This window comes from Paracoccus ravus, from assembly GCF_004522175.1.
In the GTDB taxonomy this organism is placed as follows: Bacteria; Pseudomonadota; Alphaproteobacteria; order Rhodobacterales; family Rhodobacteraceae; genus Paracoccus; species Paracoccus ravus.
The window spans coordinates 59,037-83,001 of record NZ_SDEB01000009.1; the positions used below are offsets into that span (position 1 = coordinate 59,037).

Sequence of the window (23,965 nt, forward strand, 5' to 3'; positions counted from 1 at the left end):
TCCTTTAGGCGAGCCATTTTGGGCGCGGCGGCGCATGTCCCGTCATGGCGGCGGTTACGCAATCGGCGAGACTGCCGAAGCGCATGTCACGGCCGGAAAGTCCCGGCCCGTAATGGGCGTATTTTCCGGAATTCGTCATCACCACGCGGGCCTCGGGCGGAAAGACCGGCTCGGTGATCGAGCACCAGCAAAGGTCGGGCAGGATCTGCACGCCCGAGGCCGCGAGCGGGTCCAGACAACCCTCGGCCCTTGCCTGCGCGATGATTTCGCGGCCTGCAGTGACGATGACGGGAATGCGGGTCTTGCGCCCGGCCAGCGCCTTGGCAAGTGCGCAGAACTCGGCAAGCGAGGCGTGCGGGCTGCCAATGGCGATCAGATCGACCTGATCCGGGCCTTGATTGAGCAGCGCCCAGCCCTCGGCAAGGTCCACGCGCGTGATGGTCAGGCGCGGGGTGCCGGGTGCGGCAGCGCCCTCGGCCTCGGGGGTGACAGCCTCGATATGGAGCATGGGCGCGGCCGAGGTCGTGCCGAAAGCCGCACAAAGCGCCTTGAGGTCGTCCTTGCTCGGCTGCGCGGGGGCAAGGCCGCAAAGCAAGGGGATGCGGTCGGGGGATTTCAACCCGGCGAGATAGCCGATCAGCGGCCAGACCGAATCGTCGGTCCCTTCGGGCAGGTCGAAATTGACGATCAGCCCCGCCTTGCGCCCCTCATCCAAGTAAACGCCCGCAAGCGGCGCGCGCCCGGTCACCGCCATGCAAAGATCCAGAAAATCCGGATGCTTGGGCGAACGCGCGCCCAAGACGCTGTTGGCATAGATCACGGCATTCGATTCCGCCCATGCGATGGATTCGGTAAGCTGGGGCCGGTCGCTCAGCAAATAGGGCGCGCAGGTGAAACTGGGCTGGCAGCCCATGCGTGTATAGGCATCGGCGAGCCGTGACGCCTGATTGCCGAACAGCGCGGGAACGCCCTGATCCTGCCAATGCTCGCGATCCACAGAAATGGCATTGATTGTGGTGGGGACCCGGACCTTCGCCCCCAATTCGTCCATCTTCTCGGCAAAGATCAGATTTGCCGGATGGGCGAGGATGCAGCCATCGATATGGCCGCGCGAAATATCGGTGAGTTCCGCCGCCCCTTGCTGATGCGCCATGGCGCAGATGATGCGCAAGGCCAAAGCGGCGGCCTCGCCGTCGCGGCCCGCGAGCATGGCGCGGTCGTTCTCGCTCAGCGTCAGTGCGGTTTCATGCGGCGCGGTGATGGGCAGGCTCAGCCCGTCCGCGAAGAGGACATCTTCGTGAATCGCGAGGCGCGGCAGGGCGGCGAGACGGGCATAATCGGCCTCGGAGACGCGCAGGATGGGAAAGCTTTTCCCAAACATCTCGGCCCCGATCAGGCTGCCGAGCGTCAGAATATCCTCGGGCTCGGAAAAGATCAGCGCGGCGGGTGCATTGCCCTTGAGGATCAGGTCCAGCACCACGCCCGAGCCAGAGCAAGAGCCCCGGCTGGTCGGCATCATCAGCACCTTTCCCGCGATGCTTTCGCCATGCGCGGGGTGATGGGCGTCGATGATGCGCGCCGTGACGGGATCGACGCCGCCCCAGAAGCTGAGCCCCTCGCTCAGCGCAAGGACCGGCCCTTCGGCCATGCCCGGCAGGATGCGAAGGGCCGGGGTACTCATTTCACCACGAAGCCATGCGCGAAGGGGTCGCGCTCGTCGATGAAGATGGTGTTATAGCCGGTCATCCGCGCCCAGCCAGCGATCGAGGGGATGATGGCGGGGCGGCCCGCGACGGTGGTTTCGGCCTCGACCCGGCCCTTAAAGATCGAGCCGATGATGGATTCATGCCAGAATTCGTCGCCCGCTTTCAGCTTCCCTTTGGCGGCAAGCTGGGCCATGCGCGCCGAGGTCCCGGTGCCGCAGGGCGAGCGGTCGATGGCCTTTTCGCCATAGAAGACCGCGTTGCGGGCGTGTGCGCCCTCGACGGTCGCAGCACCGGTCCATTGGATATGCGACAGGCCGTTGATCTCGGGATGTTCGGGATGGGTGAATTCATATTTCGCGTTCAGCGCCGCCCGCAGCTTCGGCGACCAGCCGACCAGTTCAGTCGCGCTGTGATCGGCCATGTCGCGGAAATTTTTTTGCGGCTCGACGATGGCGTAGAAATTCCCGCCATAGGCCACGTCCACGACGATTTCGCCCAAGCCCTCGACCTCGGCGGTCAGCCCCTCGGCGTAAAGGAAGCCCGGCACGTTGGTCAGGCGGACTTCCTCGACGAAGCGGCCTTCTTGGCGATAGGTGATATCGACCTTGCCTGCCGGGGCGTCGATCGACAGCTTGCCCGGCTCGCGGGGTTGGATCAGGCCGTTCTCGATCGCCATGGTGATGGTGCCGATGGTGCCGTGGCCGCACATCGGCAGGCAGCCCGAGGTCTCGATGAACAGCACCGCGACATCGCAATCGGGCCGGGTCGGCGGGTAGAGGATGCTGCCCGACATCATGTCATGGCCGCGCGGCTCATACATCAGCCCGGTGCGGACCCAGTCGAATTCGCGCAGGAAATGGGCGCGCCGCTCCAGCATATTGGCCCCTTCGAGGCGCGGCCCGCCGCCCGAGACGAGGCGGACGGGATTGCCGCAAGTGTGCCCGTCGATGCAGGAGAAAGTATGGGTCGTCATGGTCTAGAACCTTTGGGGCGAGAAGGGAGTAAGGTCGATCAGGGGCTTTTGCCCCATCACCAGATCGGCGACGAGCCTCGCCGTGCCCGCCGATTGCGTCAGGCCCAGATGGCCGTGCCCGAAGGCATAGGTGACGCGCGGGCTGCTGCGGGAATGCCCGATCACCGGCAGACTATCGGGCAGTGAGGGGCGGAAGCCCATCCATTGCGTGCCGCCTGTCGTGTCGAGATCGGGCAGGAAGGCCTTGGCCTTTTTCAGCATGGCTTCCGAGCGCTTGAAATTCGGCGGCAGGTCGAGGCCGCCCAGTTCCACCGCGCCGCCGACCCGAATGCCGGTCGACAGGTTCGAGACCACAAAGCCATGCCCGCCAAAGGTGATCTGCGTGCGCAGATCCAGCGCGCCGGGGGGCAGGGTGGTGTTATAGCCGCGCTCGGTCTCGAGCGGGATTTTCTCGCCGAGGCTGCGGGCGATACGATGCGAAAAGGCCCCGGCGGCGATGACGACATGGCCGGTGGCGTGATGGCGGTCAATCTGCACGCCTTCAGGATTGGCGCGAAGGGAGGTCACCTCCAACTCTTCGATGACGCCGCCCATGGCGCGGAAACGATCCGCCAAGGCCAAAGTGTAAAGCTTTGGATCGGCAATGGAATACCAACCGGGGGTGAAGCTGCCCTTGATGAAACGCGGCGCGAGGCCGGGCTGAATCCCGGCCATCTCAGCGGCGTCCATATGCCGGAACTCGATGCCATGCTCGGCGCGGGCTTGCCAGCCGGGAAGCGAGGCCTGGAACTCGGCCTCGGTTTCATAGACCTGCAGGTTGCCGTCCTTGCGCAGCATCGGCAGCGTCCCCGAGGCGGCCAGGAAGGGCTCGAGCTCGGCCCGCGACAAGTCCATGAGCGCGGTCTGGGCGGCGGTCGAATGCGCGACGCGGGCGGGCGAGCAGGCGCGCCAGAAGCGATACATCCAAGGCGCAATCTTCAGCGCATAGCTCGGCGGCACTGACAGCGGCCCCAGAGGGTCGAGCAGCCATTTCGGCGCTTTCTTCAGGATGCCCGGCGAGGCGAGCGGCAGGATATCGGTGAAGGCGAAGGCCCCGGCATTGCCGGCCGAGGCCCCGGCAGCGGGCCCTTCGCGGTCCAGCACCACGACCGACAGCCCGCGCGCGCGCAGCGCAATCGCGATGGACAGGCCGATGACACCCGCGCCGATGACAGTGACCGCATGAGCGACGGGTGCGCGCTGTTGTGTCAGCTCCGAAAAGGAAGGCGATGCGTTCATGGTCAATGCGTCGCCGCGAGGAATTTCTGCAAATCGGCATCCTTCGGCGCGCCGAACAGCTCGGCCGGAGGGGCGATCTCGGCCATGACGCCCTTGTGGAAGAAGGCGACGCGATCCGAGACCTCGCGGGCGAATTTCATCTCATGGGTGACGCAGATCATCGTCATGCCTTCCGAGGCCAGCATCCTGAGCGTGTCCAAAACCTCGCCGACAAGCTGCGGATCGAGCGCCGAGGTGACTTCGTCGAACAGCATGTAATCGGGCGACATGGCCAGCGCACGGGCAATCGCCATGCGCTGCTGCTGGCCGCCCGACATCCTTGTCGGATAGACGTTCAGCTTGTCGGCCAGACCGACATGGGTGAGCTGCTTGACGGCCATGGCCTCGGCATCCGCCTTGGCCATGCCGAGGACCTTGCGCGGTGCGAGCATGACGTTTTCCAGCACCGTCAGATGCGGGAAAGCGTTCCATTGCTGGAAAACGATGCCGATCTTTTGCCGCAGCTTGTTGAGGTCCGTCGATTTGGCATGAACCTCGGTGCCGTCGACGAGGATCTTGCCGGAATCGATCGGCTCGAGCCCGTTGATGCAGGTCAGAAGCGTCGATTTGCCCGAGCCGGAACCGCCGATGATGGTCAGCACCTCGCCCTTGGCGACGGTCAGGTCGATGCCCTTGAGGACCTCCAGCGAGCCGAAGGATTTGCGGACGTTCTGGATCTCAATCATGGGACCACCGTTTCTCCAGATAGCCACCGAAGCGGGCGATGGGGAAGGAAATGAGGAAGTAGAAGGCGCCGCAGACCATCAAGAGGAACAGCGGCTCCTGCAGGCGGGTGATCAGGATCTGGGTCGACTTCAGCAACTCGACGACCTGCACGATATAGACCAGCGCGGAATCCTTCATCACGCCAAGCGCGAGCCCGATCCACGAAGGCAGGGCCACCCGCGTCGCGAGCGGCATGACGATCTGGGTCATGTCCTGCCCCCAGCTTAGCCCCAGTGAGCGGGCGGCGCGGCGCAGGTTCGGCGGCACGGATTCGATGCCACCGCGAACGATTTCCGCGCAATAGGCGGCGGTGTAGAGCGACAGCACACCGCAGGCAACGGTGAAGCCCGAGATGCGGATGCCCAGCACGGTCGTGACAAAGGCATTGGCCAGCACCAGTTGGATCAGCAGCGGAATCGAGCGGAACACGTCCAGCACGAAGGTCAGGGGCGCGGCCCACCAGGGACCGACCTGATAGCGGAAGACCCCGAAGATGATGCCGAGGATCGTGCCGAAGAAGACCGAGATCGCAGTGACGACCAGCGTCATTCCCGCGCCCTTGGCGAGGAAGATCAGGTCTTTGGCGGTTAAGGCGGTTTCGAACATCTCTCGCGCCCTTCAGTAACGGAACAGCCGGGCCGCGAGCAGGCGGGCCGAAAGGGTGATCGCCTTGGTGATCAGGTAGAAGATCACCGCCGCGATGGCGAAAAGCTCGAAGGTGCGGAAGGTCCGCGCATTCAACTCGCTGGTGACGCCGTAAAGGTCGGTATTCATCGCCACGACCGCACCAAGCGAGGTCATCAGGATGGCCCAGACCATTTGGTTGGTCATCGGCAGGAACGAGATGCGCAGCATCTGCGGCATCACGACATGGCGGAAGGCCTTGCCCGCGCTCATCCCCAGCGAGCGCGCGGCGCGGGTCTGGGTCTCGGGAATGGCTTTCAACGCGCCGCGGAAATTCTCGGCCAGATAGCCCGCATTGTTGAAGGCGATGCCGATCAGGAGCGACAGATAGGGGCTGAGATGGATCCCGAAGCCGCCAAGCCCGAAATGCACCATATAGATCTGGAAGAGTGCAGGCGTGTTGCGGGCGATCTCGACCCAGGTCGTTGCGACGGCATTCAGGATGCGACTGCCCGAAAGGCGGAACACGGTAAGGAGGATCGCGACCGAAATGCCGATCAGCATCGACAAAAGCGCGATCTCGATGGTGACAAGCGCCCCTTCCAGCATTTGCGGAAGTGAGTTCAGCGCCTGATTCCAGCGGAAATTATAGTTGAACATGACCGCCTCGGAGGTTGTCAGCGGTGATGCGGTGCGAGGCGCAAGGCCCCGCACCGCGGATAATCGGAAGGATCAACGATAGACGCCCTGGATCGTCAGGTCAGCAGGCACGCCCTCGCCGACCCACTTCTTGTAAAGCTCGGCATAACGGCCGGTGCGGACCTGCTGGTTGATGAACAGGTTCATGTAATTGATCAGGCCATATTCCTCGCGCAGCGTGATCAGCGCGACATAGTCCGGCACCATCGGGGCCTTGTCGACGATCTTGATGCCGCCGAAATTGCCCGATTTCACATTGGCCTCGGCAACCTCGACGGTCGAGACGGTCGCGTCCAGCTGACCCTGCGACAGCGCCAGGAAAACATCGGCCTGGTTCTGATAGGGACGGAATTCGCCTTCGCCCCATTCCTTGACCTTGCCCTCGAGCCAGATCGCCTCATAGGTGCCAGCGGTCGCGCCGACGGTCTTGCCCTTCATGCCTTCCCAATTCGCCATATCGACGCCGTCGCGACCGACAACGGCGTTTTCAAAGGCGTAATAGGGGATCGAGAAGCCGACGGTCTTGGCGCGCTCGAGCGTGTCCGAGGTCGAGGCGACGGCGACATCGACCGAGCCCGACATCAGCGCGGGGATACGTTCGGGGAAGGTGGTCTCGACCACCTCGGCCTCGACGCCGAGCGCCTTGGCGAGGTCGTTGCAATAATCGACGTCGAAGCCCTGCGGATTATTGTCGGCGTCGCGCGAGCCCATCGGCGGGAAATCCAGCACCACGGCGCAGCGCAGCTTGCCCGAGCCAATGATGTCGTCAAGCTTGTCGGCAAAGGCCGGACCGGCAAGAGCCGTCGCAGCGGCGGCGAGGGCGAGAAGCGATTTTTTCATGATTTTTCTCCCGTGTTGGCATGTCCGGCCCTTCACGGCCGATTCCACGGGGGTGATATTCCCGGCCGCATCACGAAAAATCAAACATAAAATACATGCTGTATACAAATTTCACGCAAACAATGCTGAAGTGATTGTTCGGCTTGCATACAGTTTGTATTCAAGAACCGGGACAAGGAAAGAGGAAGCGGCATGTCGGAACAGGGAATCAGGCTGACGGTGGCGGCGCTCACAAGGCGCGTCGAGGAAATTTTCCGTCGCGCCGGGCTGACCGATCTTCAGGCCCGCAGCGTGGCGGAGGTCATCGTGGCGGGCGAGCGCGACGCCTGCAAATCGCATGGCATCTACCGGATCGAGGGCTGCTTGCAGACGATCGCGGCGGGCAAGGTCGATCCCCGCGCCGAACCGCTCCTTGCTGATGATGGCTCGGCGGTCATACGGGTGAATGCCAAAGGTGCCTTCTCTCCGGCGGCATTCGCGCTTGGCGCGCCGGTGCTCGCAGAGCGGGCAAAACAGTTGGGCCTCGCGGCGCTGGCGATCAATTCCTGCACCCATTTTTCGGCCCTCTGGCCCGAAATCGAAGTGCTGACCGAGGCCGGGATCAGCGCCATGGCGATGTGCCCGAGCTACTCCACCGTGGCTCCGGCCGGAGGCAGCGAGCCGCTTCTGGGGACGAACCCCTTTGCCTTCGGCTGGCCGCGCGCCTCGGGTCAGCCCTATGTCTTCGATTTCGCGACCTCGGTCGCGGCGCGCGGCGAGATAGAGCTGCATCGCCGCGCCGGAAAGGCCCTGCCCGAGGGCTGGGCGATGGATGCCGCGGGCCAGCCCACGACCGATCCGGAACGCGCGCTGGAAGGCGCGATGCTGCCTTTTGGGGGGCACAAGGGCTCGGCGATCTCGACCATGATCGAATTGCTGGCCGGGGTGATGATCGGCGACATGACCAGCCGCGACGCCTTGGACTATCTGGGCACGACCAGCATCTTGCCGCATCACGGCGAACTCATCATCGCCTTTTGCCCCGAGCGCTTTGCCGCCGGGCGATCCGGCAATCCGCTCGACCGGGCCGAGATCCTGTTCGAGGCGATCGCCGGGCAGGGCGCGCGCCTGCCCTCGCAGCGCCGCTTCGCCGCGCGGGAAAAGTCGCTGGCCGAGGGCATTCATCTCAGCGCGGATGAGGCGCGGATGCTCGAGCGCCTCGAGCAGGGCTGAGCGTCAAGGCCAGGCGGCGTAGGATTGCGGTGCCGCGACCTTGCGGGCGGCCCGCCACAGACCTGGACTCTGTCCGGTCTGGCGCTGGAAGACCCGGCTGAAATAGGCCGGATCCTGATAACCGAGCCGATAGGCGATCGCCGCGACGCTCAGCGGGCTTTGCTCCAGAAGCGCCATCGCCTTGGCCAGAATCTGCTGCTGCAGGAATTCCTGTGGCGTCTTTCCCGAATTGCGCCGCAAGGCCGCGTTCAGCTGAAAGCGCGTGACCCCAAGCGCCTGGGCATAGGTCGCCACGCTCCAATGCTCGTGCCAATGCTGCGCGGCAAGAAGCATGAATCGTTCCGCCAGTGGCGGCTGCCGTCGGGAATCGCGGCTGTCCGGATGCACGAGGCGTAGGAAGTTCACCAGAAGCAAGGTGCAGGCCGCCTCGGTGACAAGCCGGCTGTCGAGCCGGGGATTGGCCAGTTCGGCGGCGATGTCCTCAAAGAGCAGGGTGACGTGCTGATGGCGTTCGCGCGGCGGGGCGGCGCTCAGACTCATTACCGCGAGCGGCGCGAGCCGCGCGCCGTCATCGCCCTGTGCCATGATGCGGGTGAGTTCGATCCGGGGCAGGGACAAGCACAACAGACGTGCCCCGGCATCAAGATGCAGGGTTTCCGTGCTGTCGGGGGCAAGCCAGACCATCTGCCCGCTCGAAATCTCGCGCCCCGAGCCGGCAAGGCTGGCCGCGCCACGTTCCTGAAAGATCAGATGCCCGGCCCGAGGATCCAGCCGGAATTCCCGCGGCGCGAGAGATGGGTTCAGAAATCGGACTTCCATCGCCGCGCCCGTCACAAAAGTACTGCTAATAGTCACAAATATGCAATGTTTGGCAAGCCGTCCTGTTCGATGCTGACCTTGATCGGGAAGAGGGGCCCGATCGTGACAGGGAGGAGAGAATGATCGGATTTACACGGCGGGCCGCCATGGGCCTGCTTGGGGGTGTCGCCATCTCGGCGCTGTCGCTTGGACCGGGCATGGCGCAGGCGCCAGAGCCGGTCCGGATCGGCTATGTCGCATCGAAGAGCGGCCCGGCCGCCGCGGGCGCGGGGATCACGACCATCCCCAATTACGAATTATGGGCCAAGGATGTGAACGCGGCCGGGGGGCTGAAGCTTCCTGATGGCAGTCAGCGTCCGGTCGAATTGATTTCCTATGACGACCGATCCAGCGCCGAGGATGCCGTGCGCGCGGTCGAGCGGCTCGCTAGCCAGGACAAGGTCGATTTCATCCTGCCGCCTTGGGGCACCGGCTTCAACCTTGCCATCGCTCCGCTGATGGACCGGCTGGGCTATCCGCATCTGGCGGTTACCTCGATGACGGACAAGGCCCCGGACTTTGCCAAGCGCTGGAAAAAGAGCTTCTGGATGCTGGGCGGCGGGCATGATTACGCAGGCGCGCTGGCTCAGACCGTCGCCAAGGCTCAGGCCGAAGGCAAGGTCAATGGCAAGGTCGCGGTCATCTCGGTCGCGGATGGGTTCGGCATCGACCTGATCTCGGCGGCGCGCCCGATCTTCAAGGAGCAGGGTCTGGAACTGGTCTATGACCAGTCCTATCCCATGGGCACGACGGATTTCGCGGCGATCATCGAAGAGGTCAAATCCAGCGGCGCGGATAGTTTCGTGGCCTTCTCCTACCCGCCCGAGACCTTTGCACTGGCCAAGCAGGCCCGCACCGTGGCCTTCAATCCCAAGATCTTCTTCACGGGCGTCGGCACGCCCTTCCCGAATTACCCCGGCATCGTCGAGGGCAGGCAGGAAGGCGTGATGTCGGTCGGCGGCGTCGATGGCAACTCGGAAAAGATCGCGGCCTATTTCAAGCGTCATGCCGAAGTCGTCGGCACGCCCCCCGACAGCTGGGCATCTGCGATCACCTATGCCAGCCTTGAAATGCTGGCGCAGGCCGTGTCGCGTGTCGGCCTGGACCGCGAGGCAGTGGCGGGCGAACTGGCTTCGGGCAGCTTCGACACCGTCATCGGCGAGGTCAAGCTCGAGGACAATCAGCTGCGCCAGCTGTGGCTGGTCGGGCAATGGCAGGGGGACAAGTTCGTCGGCGTCGCACCTGCCGACCGGACCGGTGCGATGGCCCCGGTGATCCCGAAACCCGCCTGGTGATGTAGCGCCTCCCGGACCGCTTGCGGTCCGGGATTGCCGGCGCATCGCCCTTTCTACCCAATTCGGAGACGGACCTTGCTTTCCTCGACCCTGATCCTGGGCCTTGTCCTGGGCGGCAGCTATGCGCTGGTCGCCGTCGGGATGACGCTGCAATATGGCATCGCCCGGATCATGAACCTTGCCTATGGCGAATTCATCATCCTTGCGGCCTTTGCCACCTATCTCTTGTTCGGCAGCCTGGGCATCAGCCCGATCGTCGCGCTGCTCATCATCCCGGTCATCGCCTTTGGGCTGGGCGTGGCGCTTTTTCAGGTGATGATGCGCCCGCTCGTGACCCGTGCAGGCGGCTCGGGCCGGCTCGAGGTGGATTCGATCCTCGCGACTTTCGGCCTGCTTTTCGTGCTGCAAGGGGTGATGCTGCTGGCCTTTGGCGGCAATTACACCTCCTATGGTTTTCTCGATCAGGGCGTGAATGTCCTCGGCACCACGCTTGCCGCGAACCGGCTGCTGGCCTTTGCGCTGAGCATCGGGCTTGCCGGCGGCCTTTTCGCGCTGCTGCAATTCAGCCGTTGGGGTCTGGCCCTGAGGGCCGTGGCCCTTGCGCCGGGCTCGGCGGCGCTTGTCGGGCTGAACATGCGCCGCATCGCTGCGCTGGGATTCGGCCTCGGCACGGCGCTGGCGGCCGCGGGCGGCGTCACCGTCTCGATGTTCCAGACCTTTTCGGCACATGATGGCGTGCTCTTCACCATGAAGGCTCTGGTCATCGTGATCATGGGCGGGGTCGGCAATGTGCTGGGCGCGCTTGTCTCGGGCCTTCTCCTGGGGCTGATGGAAACCGCGGTGGCGCGCTGGGTCGATCCGGGGCTGACGCTCGCTGCAACCTATATCCTCTTCCTCGCGGTTCTGCTCTGGCGTCCCGAGGGCCTGTTCGGAAAGGCGGCGGGAAGATGAGACAGCTTCTGCCATTCTATGCCCTCTTGGGTCTTGCGGGGCTGGCTCCGCTCTGGCTGGGCGATTACGGGGCCGGGCTGCTGCTCGGCATGACGAGCGCGGCGATCCTGGCTACGGCCTGGGCCATGTTCTCGGGCCCGACGCGCTATGTCTCGCTTGCGACGGTGGCCTTTTACGGGATCGGTGCCTATGTCGTGGCGGCGCTTGCGGAAAGCCAGCCTTGGCCGGTTGTCCTGCTGGCGGCGGCGGGTTGCGGTGGGCTTGTCGCCCTTGTCGTGGGGCTCTCGACGCTGCGCCTGGCGGGGATCTATTTCGTGATCTTTTCCTTTGGCCTCGCGGAACTGATCCGCCAGCTTCTGACCTGGTATGAGGTGAATGTGACAGGCACGCTGGGGCGCTATATCTTTACCGAATTCCAGCCCCGCGACCTGCTGTGGCAATTGCTGGTGCTCTTGGCCGTGACGCTGACGCTTTCGGTCTGGATCCACCGCTCGCGACTGGGGCTGGCGCTGCGGGTGATCGGCGATGACGAGACGGTGGCGGCCCATGCCGGGATCAACCTGGCCCGCAGCAAGCTGACGCTCTTCGTGATCTCGTCGGTCCTGATCTCGCTGACAGGCGCGATTCAGTCGCCGCGCTGGGTCTATATCGAGCCCTCGATCGTCTTCAATCCGACGGTTTCGTTTACCGCCGTCATCATGGCGCTTCTGGGCGGCGCGAACCGGATCTGGGGCCCGATCCTCGGGGCGGTTCCGCTTTATCTGGCCTTCGAATTCCTCTCGGCCCATTTTCCCGATCATTTCTCTATCCTCTTGGGCCTTCTCTTCATCCTCGTGGTCTTTGCCTTGCCCAATGGCGTCCTTGCGGCGCTGGAACGGCTGCGACTGCGGAAAGGGGCGGGCGTATGAGCATCCTCGACATATCCGGCGTGACCAAACGTTTCGGCGGGCTGGCGGCCGTGTCGGATCTGAGTTTTTCGGTCAAGCATGGAGAGATCGTGGCGCTGCTGGGCCCGAATGGCTCGGGCAAGACCACGATGATCAACATGATCTCGGGCGCCTTGGTCCCGAGCAACGGCCAGATCCGGTTTCAGGGCGATGACATCGCGGGCCGCGCGCCGGACCGGATCGCGCGGGCGGGCATCGCCCGGACCTTTCAGCTGGTCCGTATCCTGCCCTCGCTGAGCCTGATCGAGAATGTCGTTGTGCCCGCCGCCTTTGGCCGGCGCAGGCTTTGGGGAGACGAGGCGCTGCGTCATGCCGCGTCCTGTCTGGACCGGGTCGGGCTGAAGGCGCGATGCGATCTGCGCGCCGCCGATCTGACCTATATCGACCAGAAGCGGCTGGAACTGGCGCGGGCACTGTCGGCCGAGCCGCAACTCTTGTTGCTGGACGAATGGCTGGCAGGTCTGAACCCTGCGGAATTGCAGGAGGGTATCGCGCTGATCCGCAGCCTGACCCATGACGGGATCTCCATCCTGATGGTCGAACATATCATGGAGGCCGTGCGCGCACTCTGTCCGCGGACGGTGGTGATGGCCGCGGGACGCAAGATCGCGGATGGGCCGACGGCCGATGTCCTGTCGCAGCCCGAGGTCATCGCGGCTTATCTTGGCGAGGCCGCCCATGCTTGAGATCCAGAACCTGACCATCAGATATGGCCGCCACCTTGCGGTCGACAATGTATCGATGCATGTGGCCAAGGGCGAGACAGTCGCGCTATTGGGCGCGAACGGTGCGGGCAAATCCTCGGTCCTGAATGCGATCGGGGGACGAGTGCGGCCTGCCTCAGGCCTGATCTCGCTGGATGGGCGCGATCTCGCGGCCCTGCCCGATCACCGCATCGTCGAAGAGGGCGTGGCCCTCGTGCCGGAAGGTCGCGGCGTCTTCGGACCGCTTTCGGTCGAGGAAAACCTGCGTCTCGGCGCGATGCCTCGGCGCGCCCGCACCGGCGCGGCCGAGGCGATGGACGAGATCTATGCGCTTTTCCCGCGCCTTGCCGAAAGGCGGCGGCAGGCGGTGCGCACGATGTCCGGCGGCGAGCAGCAGATGGTCGCGATCGGCCGGGCGCTGATGTCGCGGCCCGATTACCTGCTGCTCGACGAGCCGAGCCTTGGGCTTGCGCCGATCGTGACCGAAGAGCTTTTCGCGGCACTGCACCGGATCCGCAGCCGCGGCCTTGCCATCCTGCTCATCGAGCAGAATGTGCGGCTGGGCCTTGGCATGGCCGAGCGCGCCTATCTCATGACCAGCGGGCGCATCACCGGCGAGGATAGCAGCGCCCGCATTGCCACCGACCCCCGACTGGCCGAGACCTTTCTCGGTCGTACCGGCACCGCCTGAGACGAAAGGATAGATCATGCATATGGCAGAGCTTTACATTGACGGAACCAGCATTCCCGCATCGGATGGTCGCCGGTTCGAGCGGACGAACCCGATCACCGGCGAGATCGCGACCTCGGCCGCCGCTGCCAGCGTCGCGGATGCGCAGGCGGCGGCCGACGCCGCGGCACGCGCCTTCGCCGGCTGGTCGCAATCCGCACCGGGCGAGCGTCGCCGCCTGCTTTTCGCCGCCGGTCAGGCGCTTTTGGACCGTGCCGGCGACATCGTTGCCGCGATGAAGGAAGAGATTGGCGCAACCGAGGCCTGGGCGCGGTTCAACGTCAAGCTTGCCTCGGAAATGCTGGTCGAAGCCGGCGCGATGACGACCCAGATCAAGGGCGAGGTGATCCCCTCTAACCGGCCCGGCAGCACGGCGATGGCGCTGCGCGTGCCTGTGGGCGTGGTGTTTTCCATGGCGCCCTGGAATGCGCCGGTGATCCTTGGCGTGCGCTCGCTTGCGGCGCCGCTGGCCTGCGGCAATACCGTCGTGATGAAGACCTCGGAACTTTGCCCCCGCACGCATGGGCTGATCGTCGAGGCCATGGCTTCTGCGGGTTTCCCGGTGGGAGTTCTGAACGTGGTGTCGAACGCGCCCGAGGATGCCCCGGCGATCGTCGAGGCGCTGATCGCCCATCCGGCGGTGCGTCGGGTCAATTTCACCGGCTCGACCCGGGTCGGACGGATCATCGCCGAGGCCGCCGCCCGCCATATCAAGCCCGCGCTTCTGGAACTGGGCGGCAAGGCACCCTTCATCGTGCTGGAGGATGCCGATATCGATTCCGCCGTCTCGGCCGCGGCCTTCGGGGCCTATATGAACCAGGGCCAGATCTGCATGTCCACCGAGCGGATCATCACCGTGGGCGAAGTCGGTGACCGCTTCGTCGAAGCTTTTGCCCGCAAGGTCGCGACGCTGAAAGCGGGCGATCCGCGACAGGGCGACACGCTGCTGGGCTCGATGGTCAGCCTTGAGGCCGCGAACCGGATCCGGGAAATGGTTCAGGATGCCTTGGGCAAGGGCGCGCGGCTGGTCGCCGGCGGTGGGGGCACGGGCACGCTGGTTGACGCCGTCGCGCTGGATCATGTCACCCCCGCGATGCGGCTTTACGCCGAGGAAAGCTTTGGTCCGGTCGTCTCGATCATCCGGGCGGAAAGCGTGGACGAGGCGGTCTCGATCGCCAACGAGAATGAAATGGGACTGTCTTCGGCAGTCTTTGGCCGCGATCAGGCCAAGGCCATGGCCGTTGCCGCCCGGATCGAGAGCGGCATTTGCCATGTCAACGGCCCGACCGTGCATGACGAAGCCCAGATGCCTTTTGGCGGCGTCAAGGCCTCGGGCTATGGCCGGTTCGGCGGGCAGGCGGGCATTGCCGAATTCACCGAACTTCGCTGGGTCACGCAGCAGAACGGCGCGTTGCACTATCCGATCTGATCGACGGTTTTCACAATTTCGGAGGGCGGCCCTGGCGACGGGGTCGCCCTTTTTAAATTCAAACGTGTGCAATGTGGTATTAAATACCGTTTAGCGTGTATTTCTGGCCCATATGGGCGGTAATTCGCTGCTTCCTTCGCGATGAGTTGACCGCCCGAAACTTCGGTGCTGTCGTAAAGGGCGGGAACTATTTTGCCGCAGCGGAATTTAATCGAACGCCACAATTTTAGCGGCTGCTTCGAAACCGACGTTTTCCGAAAAACTGTTTTTATATAATATTAAAAATAAAGGAAAAAAGGAAAGGCACGAAAGGGAAGGGCAGTAATGGCCTCTGTTGCAATACTGATGGCGACGCGCAATGGCGCGTGCTTTCTTCCCGACCAATTGCAAAGTATATGCAATCAGAAGTTGCGTGATTGGAAATTATTCGTGAGTGACGATTGTTCGCTCGACGCCACCTATGAAATTATCTCGGAATATTCGCGCAGGCTCCCGCAGGGTCAGGTCGAGCTGTTGCAAGGGCCGGGACAGGGCGCGGCGGCGAATTTCATGTCGCTCATCCGCCGCGCACCCGAGGCTGAATATTACGCCTTTTCGGATCAGGACGATGTCTGGCTGCCCGAGAAGCTGTCCCATGCGACCGAAGCCCTTGCCCGTGTGCCAAAGGATCGGCCAGCGCTTTATTGCGCGCGTGTCACCGTCTGCGATGCAAGCCTGCGCGAGTTGCATCTGACGCCCCCGCCGACCAGCCGACCTGGCTTTCGCAATGCGCTGATCCAGAATATCGCCCATGGCAATACGATCGTCTTCAACCAGGCCGCTCATGAGATCCTGCGTCCCGCCGCCGCCCGTTTGCCGCAGGTGGTGATGCATGATTGGTGGGCCTATCTCGTGATCAGCGGTGCTGGCGGTGAGGTCATCTTTGATGATCGCAGCGACGTGCTTTACCGCCAGCACAGCGGCAATGTCGTCGGCGAAGCACGGGGCCTTGAGCGGCAATTGCGCAAGGTGCAGGCGATGTTTTCCAACCGACACTCGGAATGGCTGACGATCAATCTTCAGGCCATGTCCGAGATACTGGACATGTTGGATGACGAGAACCGGAGTCTGGTCGAACTGTTGGTCGAGGCCCGCAGTTCAAGCCAGGTCCTGTTCTCGCTGGTTTGCCTTCGCGAACATATTCACCGTCAGGGCCGGTTTGGACGGCTCATCCCGCCGGTCTCGGCGATGCTGGGCGTGATCTGACCGGCAGGCTTAGCCCAGTCTTTCCGAAATCGTACTAAGCGAGCCCGCCATATGGCTGCGCATCAATTTCGCGGCGCGGCTGCCATCCCCATCCCGCACGGCCTCCACGATCGCGCGATGTTCCAGCCGAGATTGCTCGACGCGTGCCGCGCTGGCACGCAGGCTGGCATCCCGCCAGGGCAGGCTGCGCCGTTCGAGGTCTAGCGCGAGTGTGGCCAGAATCTGATTGCGCGCCCCGGCGCGTATCGCCGCGTGAAAGCTGGAATTGTGGCGGGCATAGTCGCGCGGCATTTCCGTGACCATGCGGTTGAGGCCGTCGCGTTCGATCTCGGTCATGCGCAAGGCGGCGAGACGTGCGCAGGTGGCCTCGATCTCGCCCAAGGATTCGAACAGATCGGAGAGATCGGCGGCCGTCATCCTGCGCACGAAAAAGGCGCGTCTCGCGCCGCGTTCCACGAGCCCCTCGCCCGCCAGTCTGTGCAGCGCCTCGCGGACCGGTGTGCGCGAAAGCCCGAATTCGCTGGCCAGCACGGTTTCGGTCAGGGACGCGCCCGGCGCAAGCGCCCGCTCGGCGATGCGTTGCGACAGGATGTCATAGATCTGGTCGGCCGATCTTGCGCCGTTTGTCATCGCCAAAATCACATGTGTACTGGACTATAAAATATGTATACATATTCTGGCTGCGATGAAACCGGAAATTGCAAAGGGAAGAAGCATGGACTTTCTGTCGGGGCGCAGGCCTTCAAGTTTCGCCGGCAAGGCGATGATTGCGACCTCGCATCCCCTGGCGACTTCGGCCGGGTTGGAAATTCTTCAGACGGGCGGAAACGCGGTCGATGCGGCGCTTGCCGCAGTCGCCGTGCAATGCGTCGTCGATCCGCTGATGACCGGGCTGGGCGGAGACTGCTTTGCGCTCTATGCGCCCGCGGGTGGGGCTGTCACGGCACTGAACGGGTCGGGGCGTGCACCGGCGGCTGCTTCGGTCGCGGCGCTGAAGGCGGCCGGCCTGAGCGACGAGATCCCGCAGACCAGCCCGCATGCGGTCACGATCCCCGGCGCGGTCTCGGCCTGGTGCAAACTGCATGAGGCGCATGGCTCGATCCCGATGGCGCAGATCTTTGCGCGGGCCATCGCCTTGGCCGAGGACGGCTATCCGGTGGCGACGCGCGTGGCTCAGGATTGGAGCGCGGCCGCCGCGCTGATTGCGCAGGATGCCGGGGCGGCGGCGGTCTTTCTGCCCGGCGGCGTCGCGCCGCGCGCCGGAGATCGGCATGCCCAGCCCCTGCTGGCGGATCGGCTGCGCGAAATCGCCGCGCAGGGCCCCGCGGGATTTTACGAAGGCGAGACCGCCCGCAGCATGGTGTCCTATCTGCGGGGACTGGGCGGGCTTCATACCGAGGCTGATTTCGCCGCGGCCAAGGATGGCGCGGAATGGGTCGCGCCGATCAGCGCGCGCTATCGTGGCTACGATATCCATGAATGCCCGCCGAACGGGCAGGGGCTCGCCGCATTGCTGATCCTGCGCATCCTCGAGGGCTATGATCTGGCCGCGATGTCCGAGGCCGACCGCATCCATGTCCATGCCGAGGCGACAAAGCTCGCCTATCACCATCGCGACGCATTGCTGGGCGATCCGGCGCATTGCGAGGGTTTGGCCGAGCGCCTGCTCTCGGACGAGGTCGTGAGGGTGTTGCGTGGGCGGATCGACATGCAGCAGGCCATGCCCCCCGCGCTTTGGGACGAGCCAGAGCATAAGGACACGGTCTATCTTTGCGTCGTGGATGAGAAGGGCAATGCCATCTCGTTCATCAATTCGATCTTTCACGGCTTCGGTTCGGGGCGGCTCGATCCCGTGACAGGAATCCTGTTCCACAGCCGGGGCGCCTCGTTCCGGCTGATCGAAGGTCATCCCAATGCGATCGGTCCGCGCAAGCGGCCCATGCACACGATCATTCCCGGCATCGTGACGCGGAACGGATCGGTGGTCATGCCATTCGGCGTGATGGGCGGGCAATATCAGGCGGCGGGGCATGCGGGCTTTCTGTCGGGCGTGATCGACCGCGACATGACGCTGCAAGAGGCAATCGACCAGCCGCGCAGCTTTGCCTTTGGCGGCAAGCTCGATCTGGAACCGGGCATCCCGCCGGAGATCCGCGATGCCCTGGCTGCGCGCGGCCATGATATCCGCGTGCTGGATGCGCCGATGGGCGGGGCGCAGGCGATCCGCATCGGGGACAGCGGTATTCTGGAAGGGGGCTCGGACAGCCGCAAGGACGGCATGGCTCTGGGTTATTGAGCGAAAGGAGGAATAGACATGCATTTCCTGAAACGGATCGGCATCGACAGCTACATGATCATGCTGCTGGTCACCGTGCTGCTCGGTCTCCTTCTGCCGGCGCAGGGGGTCGCGGCGGATATCCTGCGCGGCGTCACCTATTGGGCGGTGGCGCTCTTGTTCTTCCTTTACGGCGCCAAGCTCGATTCGGCATCCGTCCGGGCCGGCCTGTTGAACTGGCGCTTGCAGGGGCTCAGCTTTGCCGCGACCTATCTGGTCTTTCCACTGCTGGGCCTGATCTTTGCGGCGCTGTTTGGCGGGCTGCTTGGGCCGCAGGTCACGATGGGCGTGCTGTTCCTGTCGGTCCTGCCCTCGACGATCCAATCCTCGATCGCATTCACCTCGATGGCGGGCGGGAATGTCCCGGCGGCGATCTGTTCGGCCTCGCTGTCGAACCTGATCGGTGTGGTGCTGACCCCGGCGCTGGTCGCCTTGATGCTGCACCAGGGCGGCGGGGGCATCAGCTTTGACGCGGTGATCCGGATCGGCATGCAGATCTTGCTGCCTTTCATCCTGGGCCAATTGTTGCGTCCGCTGCTGGGCGAATTCGTCAAGCGGCATCGCGTGTTGACCTTGACGGTGGACCGCGGCTCGATCCTGCTCATCGTCTATTCGGCCTTCAGCGCGGGAACAGTTTCGGGTCTCTGGGCCTCGATCCCGCCGAAAAGCCTGATCGCGCTGATCCTCGTGATGCTGGTTCTGCTGGCGCTGGTCTTTGGCGTGATGGCGGCGGTAGGCAAGCTGTTCCGTCTGCCCTATGAGGATCGTGCGGTGATGTTCTTTTGCGGCTCGACCAAGAGCCTTGCGAGCGGCCTGCCCATCGCGACCGCGCTTTTTCCTGCGGCCACGCTGGGGGCGACGGTTTTGCCGGTGCTCGTCTATCACATGGCCCAGCTTCTGGCTTGCGCGATGATCGCCCAGGCCAGCGCGCGACGCAGGGACCGGGCGCAGGTCGTGACGGTCGGATAAGGACTAATAGACTGAACCAATTGGCCGACCATCCCTTGCGGGACGGTCGGCTTTTTCATGCGGAATTCCCCGCACCAAAAAGGCAGTAATGCGCAGAAATTGCGCAGGAACGAAACCGTTCTGCGAAACCGGCCCGATGCGGCAACAAACGCTTTACGAATCCGCAGCCCTCGGATTGGATGGAGCCAATCAAGAGATTGGTCCCACATGCCGGCTTTGGAAATTCTGGGCGCAAATGACGAAGGCCGTGGCGAGAGCGGCAATTCCGCCTATGCGCTGGAACGGCTCCGTGCCTATCTGTCCGAAGCCGGGGTGCGGGCGGGGGGAAAGCTGCCCACCGAACGCCAGTTGGCGGGGACGCTCGGCATTGGTCGCCGTGCGGTGCGCCGCGCGCTCGAGGCGCTCGAGGCCGAGGGGCTGATCTGGCGCAGGCAAGGCTCTGGCACTTTCGTCGGCCCAAATCCCGAAACAGGCGACGCCGTCGCGACCACTGATTTTCTCGAGATCATGGAGGTCCGGCTGCGCATCGAACCCCAGCTTGCCGCCTTGGCCGCGATGCGCGCCAAGCCCGAGCAGATCGCCCGGATGCAGGAACTCGCTGACCGGATCGCGCAATGCGAGGATGCGGATGCGCGCGAACTCTGGGACGGCACCTTGCACCGCCAGATTGCCCAGGCCGCCGGAAATGCGCTGTTCCTGTCCTTGTTCGACAGGGTGAACCGCCTGCGCCAGGACGAGGCCTGGCAGCGCCTGCGCGAGCGCGCGCGCGGCGGAAACGGCACGCGCGATGTGACCTTGCGCCAGCATCACGCCATTATCGCGGCCATCGCCGCGCGCGACCCGCAGGCCGCCGCCGAGGACATGCGCCAGCATCTGCTGATGCTTCAGGAAAAGCTGATCCGGCAAACCTCGCTCGACGGATCACAGACATAAGCAAGCACAAGCCGGACCAAACCGGCGCAACCATGAACCAACCGGGAGATGACATGATCAGGACTTCACTTCTATCGGCTGCTGCTCTTTGCGCGCTGCTTTCCGCGCCGGGGCTCGCGAGTGAACTTCGCATCGGCCTGCAGGACGATGCCGACATCCTCGACCCCCACCAGTCGCGCACTTTCGTTGGCCGCATCGTCTATACCGGGCTTTGCGACAAGCTGGTGGATCTGGACAAGGACGTGAACATCGTTCCGCAGCTTGCGACGGACTGGACCACCTCGGAGGACGGGCTGAAGCTGGTGATGAACCTGCGCGACGGCGTGGTCTTTCACGACGGCACCGCCTTTGATGCCGCGGCTGTGGTCTATAATATCAACCGCGCCATGACCTTGCCGGAATCGCGGCGCAAATCCGAACTGGCTTCGGTGTCCGGGATCGAGGCGACCGGCCCGCTGCAGGTGACCTTTACGCTGAAAGCGCCGGATTCCTCGCTGTTGGCACAGCTCAGCGACCGGGCCGGGATGATGCTGTCGCCCGCCGCGGCCGAGGCAGCGGGGGCGGATTTCGGTCAGAACCCGGTCTGCTCGGGCCCGTTTAGATTCGTCGAGCGCATTCAGCAGGATCGAATCGTGCTCGAGAAATTCGCCGATTACTACGATGCCGATCAGATCAAGATAGACCGGGTCACCTATCTGCCCATTCCCGACACCACCGTCCGGCTCGCGAACCTTCGCTCGGGCGAGCTTGACATGATCGAGTGCGTGGCCGCGAGCGATGTCGCCGGGGTGCGCGAGGACGAAGCGCTGAACTCGCAGGAATCCGTCGGGCTGGGCTATATGGCGATCTATGCCAATGTCCGGAACGGAGACCGCGCCAATACTCCGGTCGGACAGGATGCGCGCGTCCGTCAGGCCTTTTCGCTGGCGATCGACCGCGAGGCCTTGAACCAGGTCGTGTTCGAGGGCACGGCGCGGGCCGGCAACCAGCCCTTTGCCCCGACCTCGCCCTGGTTCAACCAGAACATCCCCGTCCCGGCCCGCGATGTCGAGGCCGCAAAGGCGCTTCTGGCCGAAGCCGGGCTCGAACGTGTCGCAGTCGAGGTGCAGCACGCCAACAATCCCGTGGTGACGCAGATGATGCAGGTCATCCAGGCGATGACCGCCGAAGCGGGATTTGATGTGACGCTGAAGGCCACGGAATTTGCCACGTTGCTGTCCGAACAGACCGCCGGCAATTTCCAGCTATCGCGGTCGGATTGGTCGGGTCGTCCGGATCCGGATGGCAACCTGCATCAGTTCGTCACCTGCGAGGGGGGTATCAACGATCCGAAATACTGCAACCCCGAGGTGGACCAGCTGCTCAACGAGGCGCGCGCCACCAGCGATAACGCGGCCCGCAAGGCGAAATACGATGCTGCGGGCGAAATCCTGAACCGGGATCTGCCGATCATCTATCTGGGCCATCAGACCTATGTCTTTGCGATGGACAAGGGGGTCGAGGGTTTTGAGGCCTATCCCGACGGGATGATCCGCCTCAAGGGCGTGACCGACGCGGATTGATCGAAACGCCGGCGCGGTCTTGCCCGCGCCGGTACGACCTGCGGCCTTAAAAGCGCCTGTTACGCGTTGCCGCAATCGGGAATAATGACCATGCTGATCTATATCGCCAAGCGCGTCCTCGTCGCGCTGCCGACCTTGCTGATCGTTTCGATCCTTGTGTTCTCATTGCAGAAACTTCTGCCCGGCGATCCCGTTCTGGCCCTGGCCGGAGAAGAGCGCGATCCCGCCACGCTGGAACTTCTGCGCGAGAAATATCACCTAAACGAGCCCTTCGTGATGCAATATCTGCGCTGGTTCGGCGGGGTGCTGACCGGCGATTTCGGTGTGTCCCTGCGGACTGGCCAGCCGGTGCTTGAACTGATTGCGCAAAAACTGCCGGTCACGATCCAGCTTGCGCTGATGTCGATGGGCTTCGCGCTGCTGATCGGCATTCCCGCAGGCATCATCGCGGCGGTGCGCAAGGGCACGGCAATCGACTGGCTGGCGAATATTGTCGCGCTTTCCGGCCTCTCGATCCCGAATTTCTGGCTGGGGATCATGCTGATCCTCTTCGTGTCGGTGAAGCTGGGCTGGCTTCCCGCCTCGGGCTATGAATCGCCTTTTGTCGATCCGCTGCGTTCGCTTCAGACGATGATCATGCCCGCCTTTGTGCTGGGATCGGGGCTGGCTGCGACGCTGATGCGCCACACGCGCTCGGCCATGCTGGGGGTGCTGAGCGCCGACTATATCCGGACCGCGCGGGCCAAGGGTCTCGACGGCCGCGAGGTCGTGATGGTCCATGCCCTGCGCAATGCGCTTCTGCCGGTGGTGACATTGACGGCCCTGCTGTTCGGAGAGCTTCTGGCCGGGGCCGTGTTGACCGAGCAGATTTTTACCATTCCCGGCTTCGGCAAGCTGATCGTCGATGCGGTTTTCAACCGAGATTATGCGGTGGTGCAAGGTGTCGTGCTGTGCACGGCGGTGGGCTTTCTCGTGATGAATCTGGTGGCCGATGTGCTGTACGTCCTGCTCAATCCCCGGATGAGGAGCGCGCTATGACGAGCCTCGACGCGTTTCCCGCGCGCCGCCAAAGCCGGGTCTGGAGCAAGCTGCGGCGCAACCCCTCGGCGCTTGCCGGCGCGGCCATTGTCGCCTTTTTCGCGGCCCTGGCGCTTCTGGCGCCCTTGCTGCCCATCGCGGATCCGCTCGCGACAAGCTGGAGCGCGATCCGCAAGGCGCCCTCGGCCGCCCATCTCATGGGCACGGACGAGATCGGGCGCGACGTGCTGTCGCGGATGATCTGGGGCGCGCAGGCTTCGCTGATGGCGGGGGTGATCTCGGTGGCGATCGCGCTGGTAACGGGCGTGCCGATCGGATTGCTGGCGGGTTATTTCGGCGGCTGGACCGATACCGTGATCTCGCGCTTTACCGATGCGCTTCTGGCCATGCCCTTCCTGATCATGGCGATTGCGCTTGCGGCCTTTCTGGGGCCCAGCCTGATGAACGCGATGATCGCCATCGGGCTTTCGGCCATGCCGGTCTTTGTCCGGCTGACGCGCGGGCAGGTCATGGCCGTCCGGACCGAGGATTATGTCGAGGGGGCCCGCGCCGTCGGCCTGGGGCATATCGACATCATGTGGCGTCATATCCTCCCCAATATCGTGCCGCCGCTGATCGTGCAGGCGACGCTGACGGTCGCGACGGCGATCATTGCCGAAGCGTCGCTCTCGTTTCTGGGGCTCGGGCAGCAGGCCCCGGCGCCAAGCTGGGGGTCGATGCTGAATGTCGCCAAGAATTTCCTGAGCCAGGCGCCCTGGATGGCGCTCTGGCCGGGGGCCGCGATCTTTCTGGTCGTGATCGGTTTCAACCTGCTGGGCGATGGGCTGCGCGATGCGCTCGACCCGCGCGAAGATTGAGTAAAGGAAGTGACG

The 23,965-nt window shown here is 64.0% G+C and carries 23 protein-coding genes; 14 read left to right on the forward strand and 9 right to left on the reverse strand.

Features of this window, described 5'->3' with window-relative positions; all coding sequences use genetic code 11:
• Positions 1-4 precede the first annotated feature (4 nt).
• The 7 genes from lhpI to ESZ60_RS09520 form a co-directional block, all read right to left on the reverse strand.
• Positions 5-1,681, reverse strand: coding sequence for a cis-3-hydroxy-L-proline dehydratase (lhpI, locus tag ESZ60_RS09490; RefSeq protein ID WP_134680338.1), 1,677 nt, complete (start codon positions 1,679-1,681; stop codon positions 5-7).
• Positions 1,678-2,679: a 4-hydroxyproline epimerase gene (locus ESZ60_RS09495; RefSeq protein ID WP_134680339.1), complete on the reverse strand. Its 1,002-nt coding sequence runs from the start codon at positions 2,677-2,679 to the stop codon at positions 1,678-1,680. The genes lhpI and ESZ60_RS09495 overlap by 4 nt, the downstream gene beginning before the upstream one ends.
• Positions 2,680-2,682: 3 nt before the next feature.
• Complete coding sequence (locus ESZ60_RS09500) at positions 2,683-3,957, reverse strand: NAD(P)/FAD-dependent oxidoreductase (protein ID WP_134680340.1); 1,275 nt, start codon at positions 3,955-3,957, stop codon at positions 2,683-2,685.
• 2 nt (positions 3,958-3,959) lie between these two features.
• Positions 3,960-4,682: an amino acid ABC transporter ATP-binding protein gene (locus ESZ60_RS09505; RefSeq protein WP_134680341.1), complete on the reverse strand. Its 723-nt coding sequence runs from the start codon at positions 4,680-4,682 to the stop codon at positions 3,960-3,962.
• The gene (locus tag ESZ60_RS09510) at positions 4,675-5,328 is read right to left on the reverse strand and encodes an amino acid ABC transporter permease (RefSeq protein WP_134680342.1); all 654 of its coding nucleotides are present in this window, start codon (positions 5,326-5,328) and stop codon (positions 4,675-4,677) included. Before ESZ60_RS09510 ends, ESZ60_RS09505 begins: the two co-directional genes overlap by 8 nt.
• A gap of 12 nt (positions 5,329-5,340) precedes the next feature.
• Positions 5,341-6,006, reverse strand: coding sequence for an amino acid ABC transporter permease (locus tag ESZ60_RS09515; RefSeq protein ID WP_134680343.1), 666 nt, complete (start codon positions 6,004-6,006; stop codon positions 5,341-5,343).
• Positions 6,007-6,078: 72 nt separating this feature from the next.
• Positions 6,079-6,885 (reverse strand): transporter substrate-binding domain-containing protein, encoded by an 807-nt coding sequence (locus tag ESZ60_RS09520; RefSeq protein WP_134680344.1) that lies wholly within the window; start codon positions 6,883-6,885, stop codon positions 6,079-6,081.
• A 192-nt stretch (positions 6,886-7,077) separates the two neighbouring features.
• On the opposite strand from ESZ60_RS09520, the gene ESZ60_RS09525 reads away from it, so the two are divergent.
• Complete coding sequence (locus ESZ60_RS09525) at positions 7,078-8,097, forward strand: Ldh family oxidoreductase (RefSeq protein ID WP_134680345.1); 1,020 nt, start codon at positions 7,078-7,080, stop codon at positions 8,095-8,097.
• Positions 8,098-8,100: 3 nt separating this feature from the next.
• Here ESZ60_RS09525 and ESZ60_RS09530 read toward each other — a convergent pair whose 3' ends face one another.
• The gene (locus ESZ60_RS09530) at positions 8,101-8,916 is read right to left on the reverse strand and encodes a helix-turn-helix domain-containing protein (protein WP_134680346.1); all 816 of its coding nucleotides are present in this window, start codon (positions 8,914-8,916) and stop codon (positions 8,101-8,103) included.
• Positions 8,917-9,035: 119 nt separating this feature from the next.
• Here ESZ60_RS09530 and ESZ60_RS09535 point away from each other — a divergent pair, with 119 nt between their 5' ends.
• The 7 genes from ESZ60_RS09535 to ESZ60_RS09565 all read left to right on the forward strand — a co-directional run bounded on the left by ESZ60_RS09535 (position 9,036) and on the right by ESZ60_RS09565 (position 16,256).
• Positions 9,036-10,250 carry an amino acid ABC transporter substrate-binding protein gene (locus tag ESZ60_RS09535; RefSeq protein ID WP_134680347.1) on the forward strand — a complete coding sequence of 405 codons (1,215 nt, stop codon included), beginning with the start codon at positions 9,036-9,038 and terminating at the stop codon, positions 10,248-10,250.
• Positions 10,251-10,325: 75 nt separating this feature from the next.
• Positions 10,326-11,201 (forward strand): branched-chain amino acid ABC transporter permease, encoded by an 876-nt coding sequence (locus ESZ60_RS09540; RefSeq protein WP_134680348.1) that lies wholly within the window; start codon positions 10,326-10,328, stop codon positions 11,199-11,201.
• On the forward strand, positions 11,198-12,109 hold the full coding sequence (locus ESZ60_RS09545) for a branched-chain amino acid ABC transporter permease (RefSeq protein WP_134680349.1): 912 nt from the start codon (positions 11,198-11,200) through the stop codon (positions 12,107-12,109). The genes ESZ60_RS09540 and ESZ60_RS09545 overlap by 4 nt, the downstream gene beginning before the upstream one ends.
• Complete coding sequence (locus ESZ60_RS09550) at positions 12,106-12,834, forward strand: ABC transporter ATP-binding protein (RefSeq protein WP_134680350.1); 729 nt, start codon at positions 12,106-12,108, stop codon at positions 12,832-12,834. The genes ESZ60_RS09545 and ESZ60_RS09550 overlap by 4 nt, the downstream gene beginning before the upstream one ends.
• Positions 12,827-13,543 carry an ABC transporter ATP-binding protein gene (locus ESZ60_RS09555; RefSeq protein ID WP_134680351.1) on the forward strand — a complete coding sequence of 239 codons (717 nt, stop codon included), beginning with the start codon at positions 12,827-12,829 and terminating at the stop codon, positions 13,541-13,543. The genes ESZ60_RS09550 and ESZ60_RS09555 overlap by 8 nt, the downstream gene beginning before the upstream one ends.
• A gap of 16 nt (positions 13,544-13,559) precedes the next feature.
• Positions 13,560-15,011 carry an aldehyde dehydrogenase gene (locus ESZ60_RS09560; protein WP_134680352.1) on the forward strand — a complete coding sequence of 484 codons (1,452 nt, stop codon included), beginning with the start codon at positions 13,560-13,562 and terminating at the stop codon, positions 15,009-15,011.
• Between the two features lie 345 nt (positions 15,012-15,356).
• Positions 15,357-16,256: a glycosyltransferase family 2 protein gene (locus ESZ60_RS09565; RefSeq protein ID WP_245155648.1), complete on the forward strand. Its 900-nt coding sequence runs from the start codon at positions 15,357-15,359 to the stop codon at positions 16,254-16,256.
• Between the two features lie 9 nt (positions 16,257-16,265).
• Here the strand turns inward: ESZ60_RS09565 and ESZ60_RS09570 are convergent, their stop codons facing one another.
• The gene (locus ESZ60_RS09570; protein ID WP_134680354.1) at positions 16,266-16,886 is read right to left on the reverse strand and encodes a GntR family transcriptional regulator; all 621 of its coding nucleotides are present in this window, start codon (positions 16,884-16,886) and stop codon (positions 16,266-16,268) included.
• 85 nt (positions 16,887-16,971) lie between these two features.
• Here ESZ60_RS09570 and ggt point away from each other — a divergent pair, with 85 nt between their 5' ends.
• The 6 genes from ggt to ESZ60_RS09600 all read left to right on the forward strand — a co-directional run bounded on the left by ggt (position 16,972) and on the right by ESZ60_RS09600 (position 23,950).
• Positions 16,972-18,552, forward strand: a complete 1,581-nt coding sequence (gene ggt / locus ESZ60_RS09575; protein ID WP_245155643.1) for a gamma-glutamyltransferase — start codon at positions 16,972-16,974, stop codon at positions 18,550-18,552.
• Positions 18,553-18,570: 18 nt separating this feature from the next.
• Positions 18,571-19,560 (forward strand): bile acid:sodium symporter family protein, encoded by a 990-nt coding sequence (locus tag ESZ60_RS09580; RefSeq protein ID WP_134680355.1) that lies wholly within the window; start codon positions 18,571-18,573, stop codon positions 19,558-19,560.
• 207 nt (positions 19,561-19,767) lie between these two features.
• Positions 19,768-20,493, forward strand: a complete 726-nt coding sequence (locus tag ESZ60_RS09585) for a FadR/GntR family transcriptional regulator (protein WP_134680356.1) — start codon at positions 19,768-19,770, stop codon at positions 20,491-20,493.
• Positions 20,494-20,546: 53 nt separating this feature from the next.
• A complete protein-coding gene (locus ESZ60_RS09590; RefSeq protein WP_134680357.1) occupies positions 20,547-22,055 on the forward strand; it encodes an ABC transporter substrate-binding protein in 1,509 nt (502 codons plus the stop codon).
• Between the two features lie 90 nt (positions 22,056-22,145).
• Positions 22,146-23,093, forward strand: coding sequence for an ABC transporter permease (locus ESZ60_RS09595; RefSeq protein WP_134680358.1), 948 nt, complete (start codon positions 22,146-22,148; stop codon positions 23,091-23,093).
• Positions 23,090-23,950: an ABC transporter permease gene (locus ESZ60_RS09600; protein WP_167620102.1), complete on the forward strand. Its 861-nt coding sequence runs from the start codon at positions 23,090-23,092 to the stop codon at positions 23,948-23,950. Before ESZ60_RS09595 ends, ESZ60_RS09600 begins: the two co-directional genes overlap by 4 nt.
• Positions 23,951-23,965 lie beyond the last annotated feature (15 nt).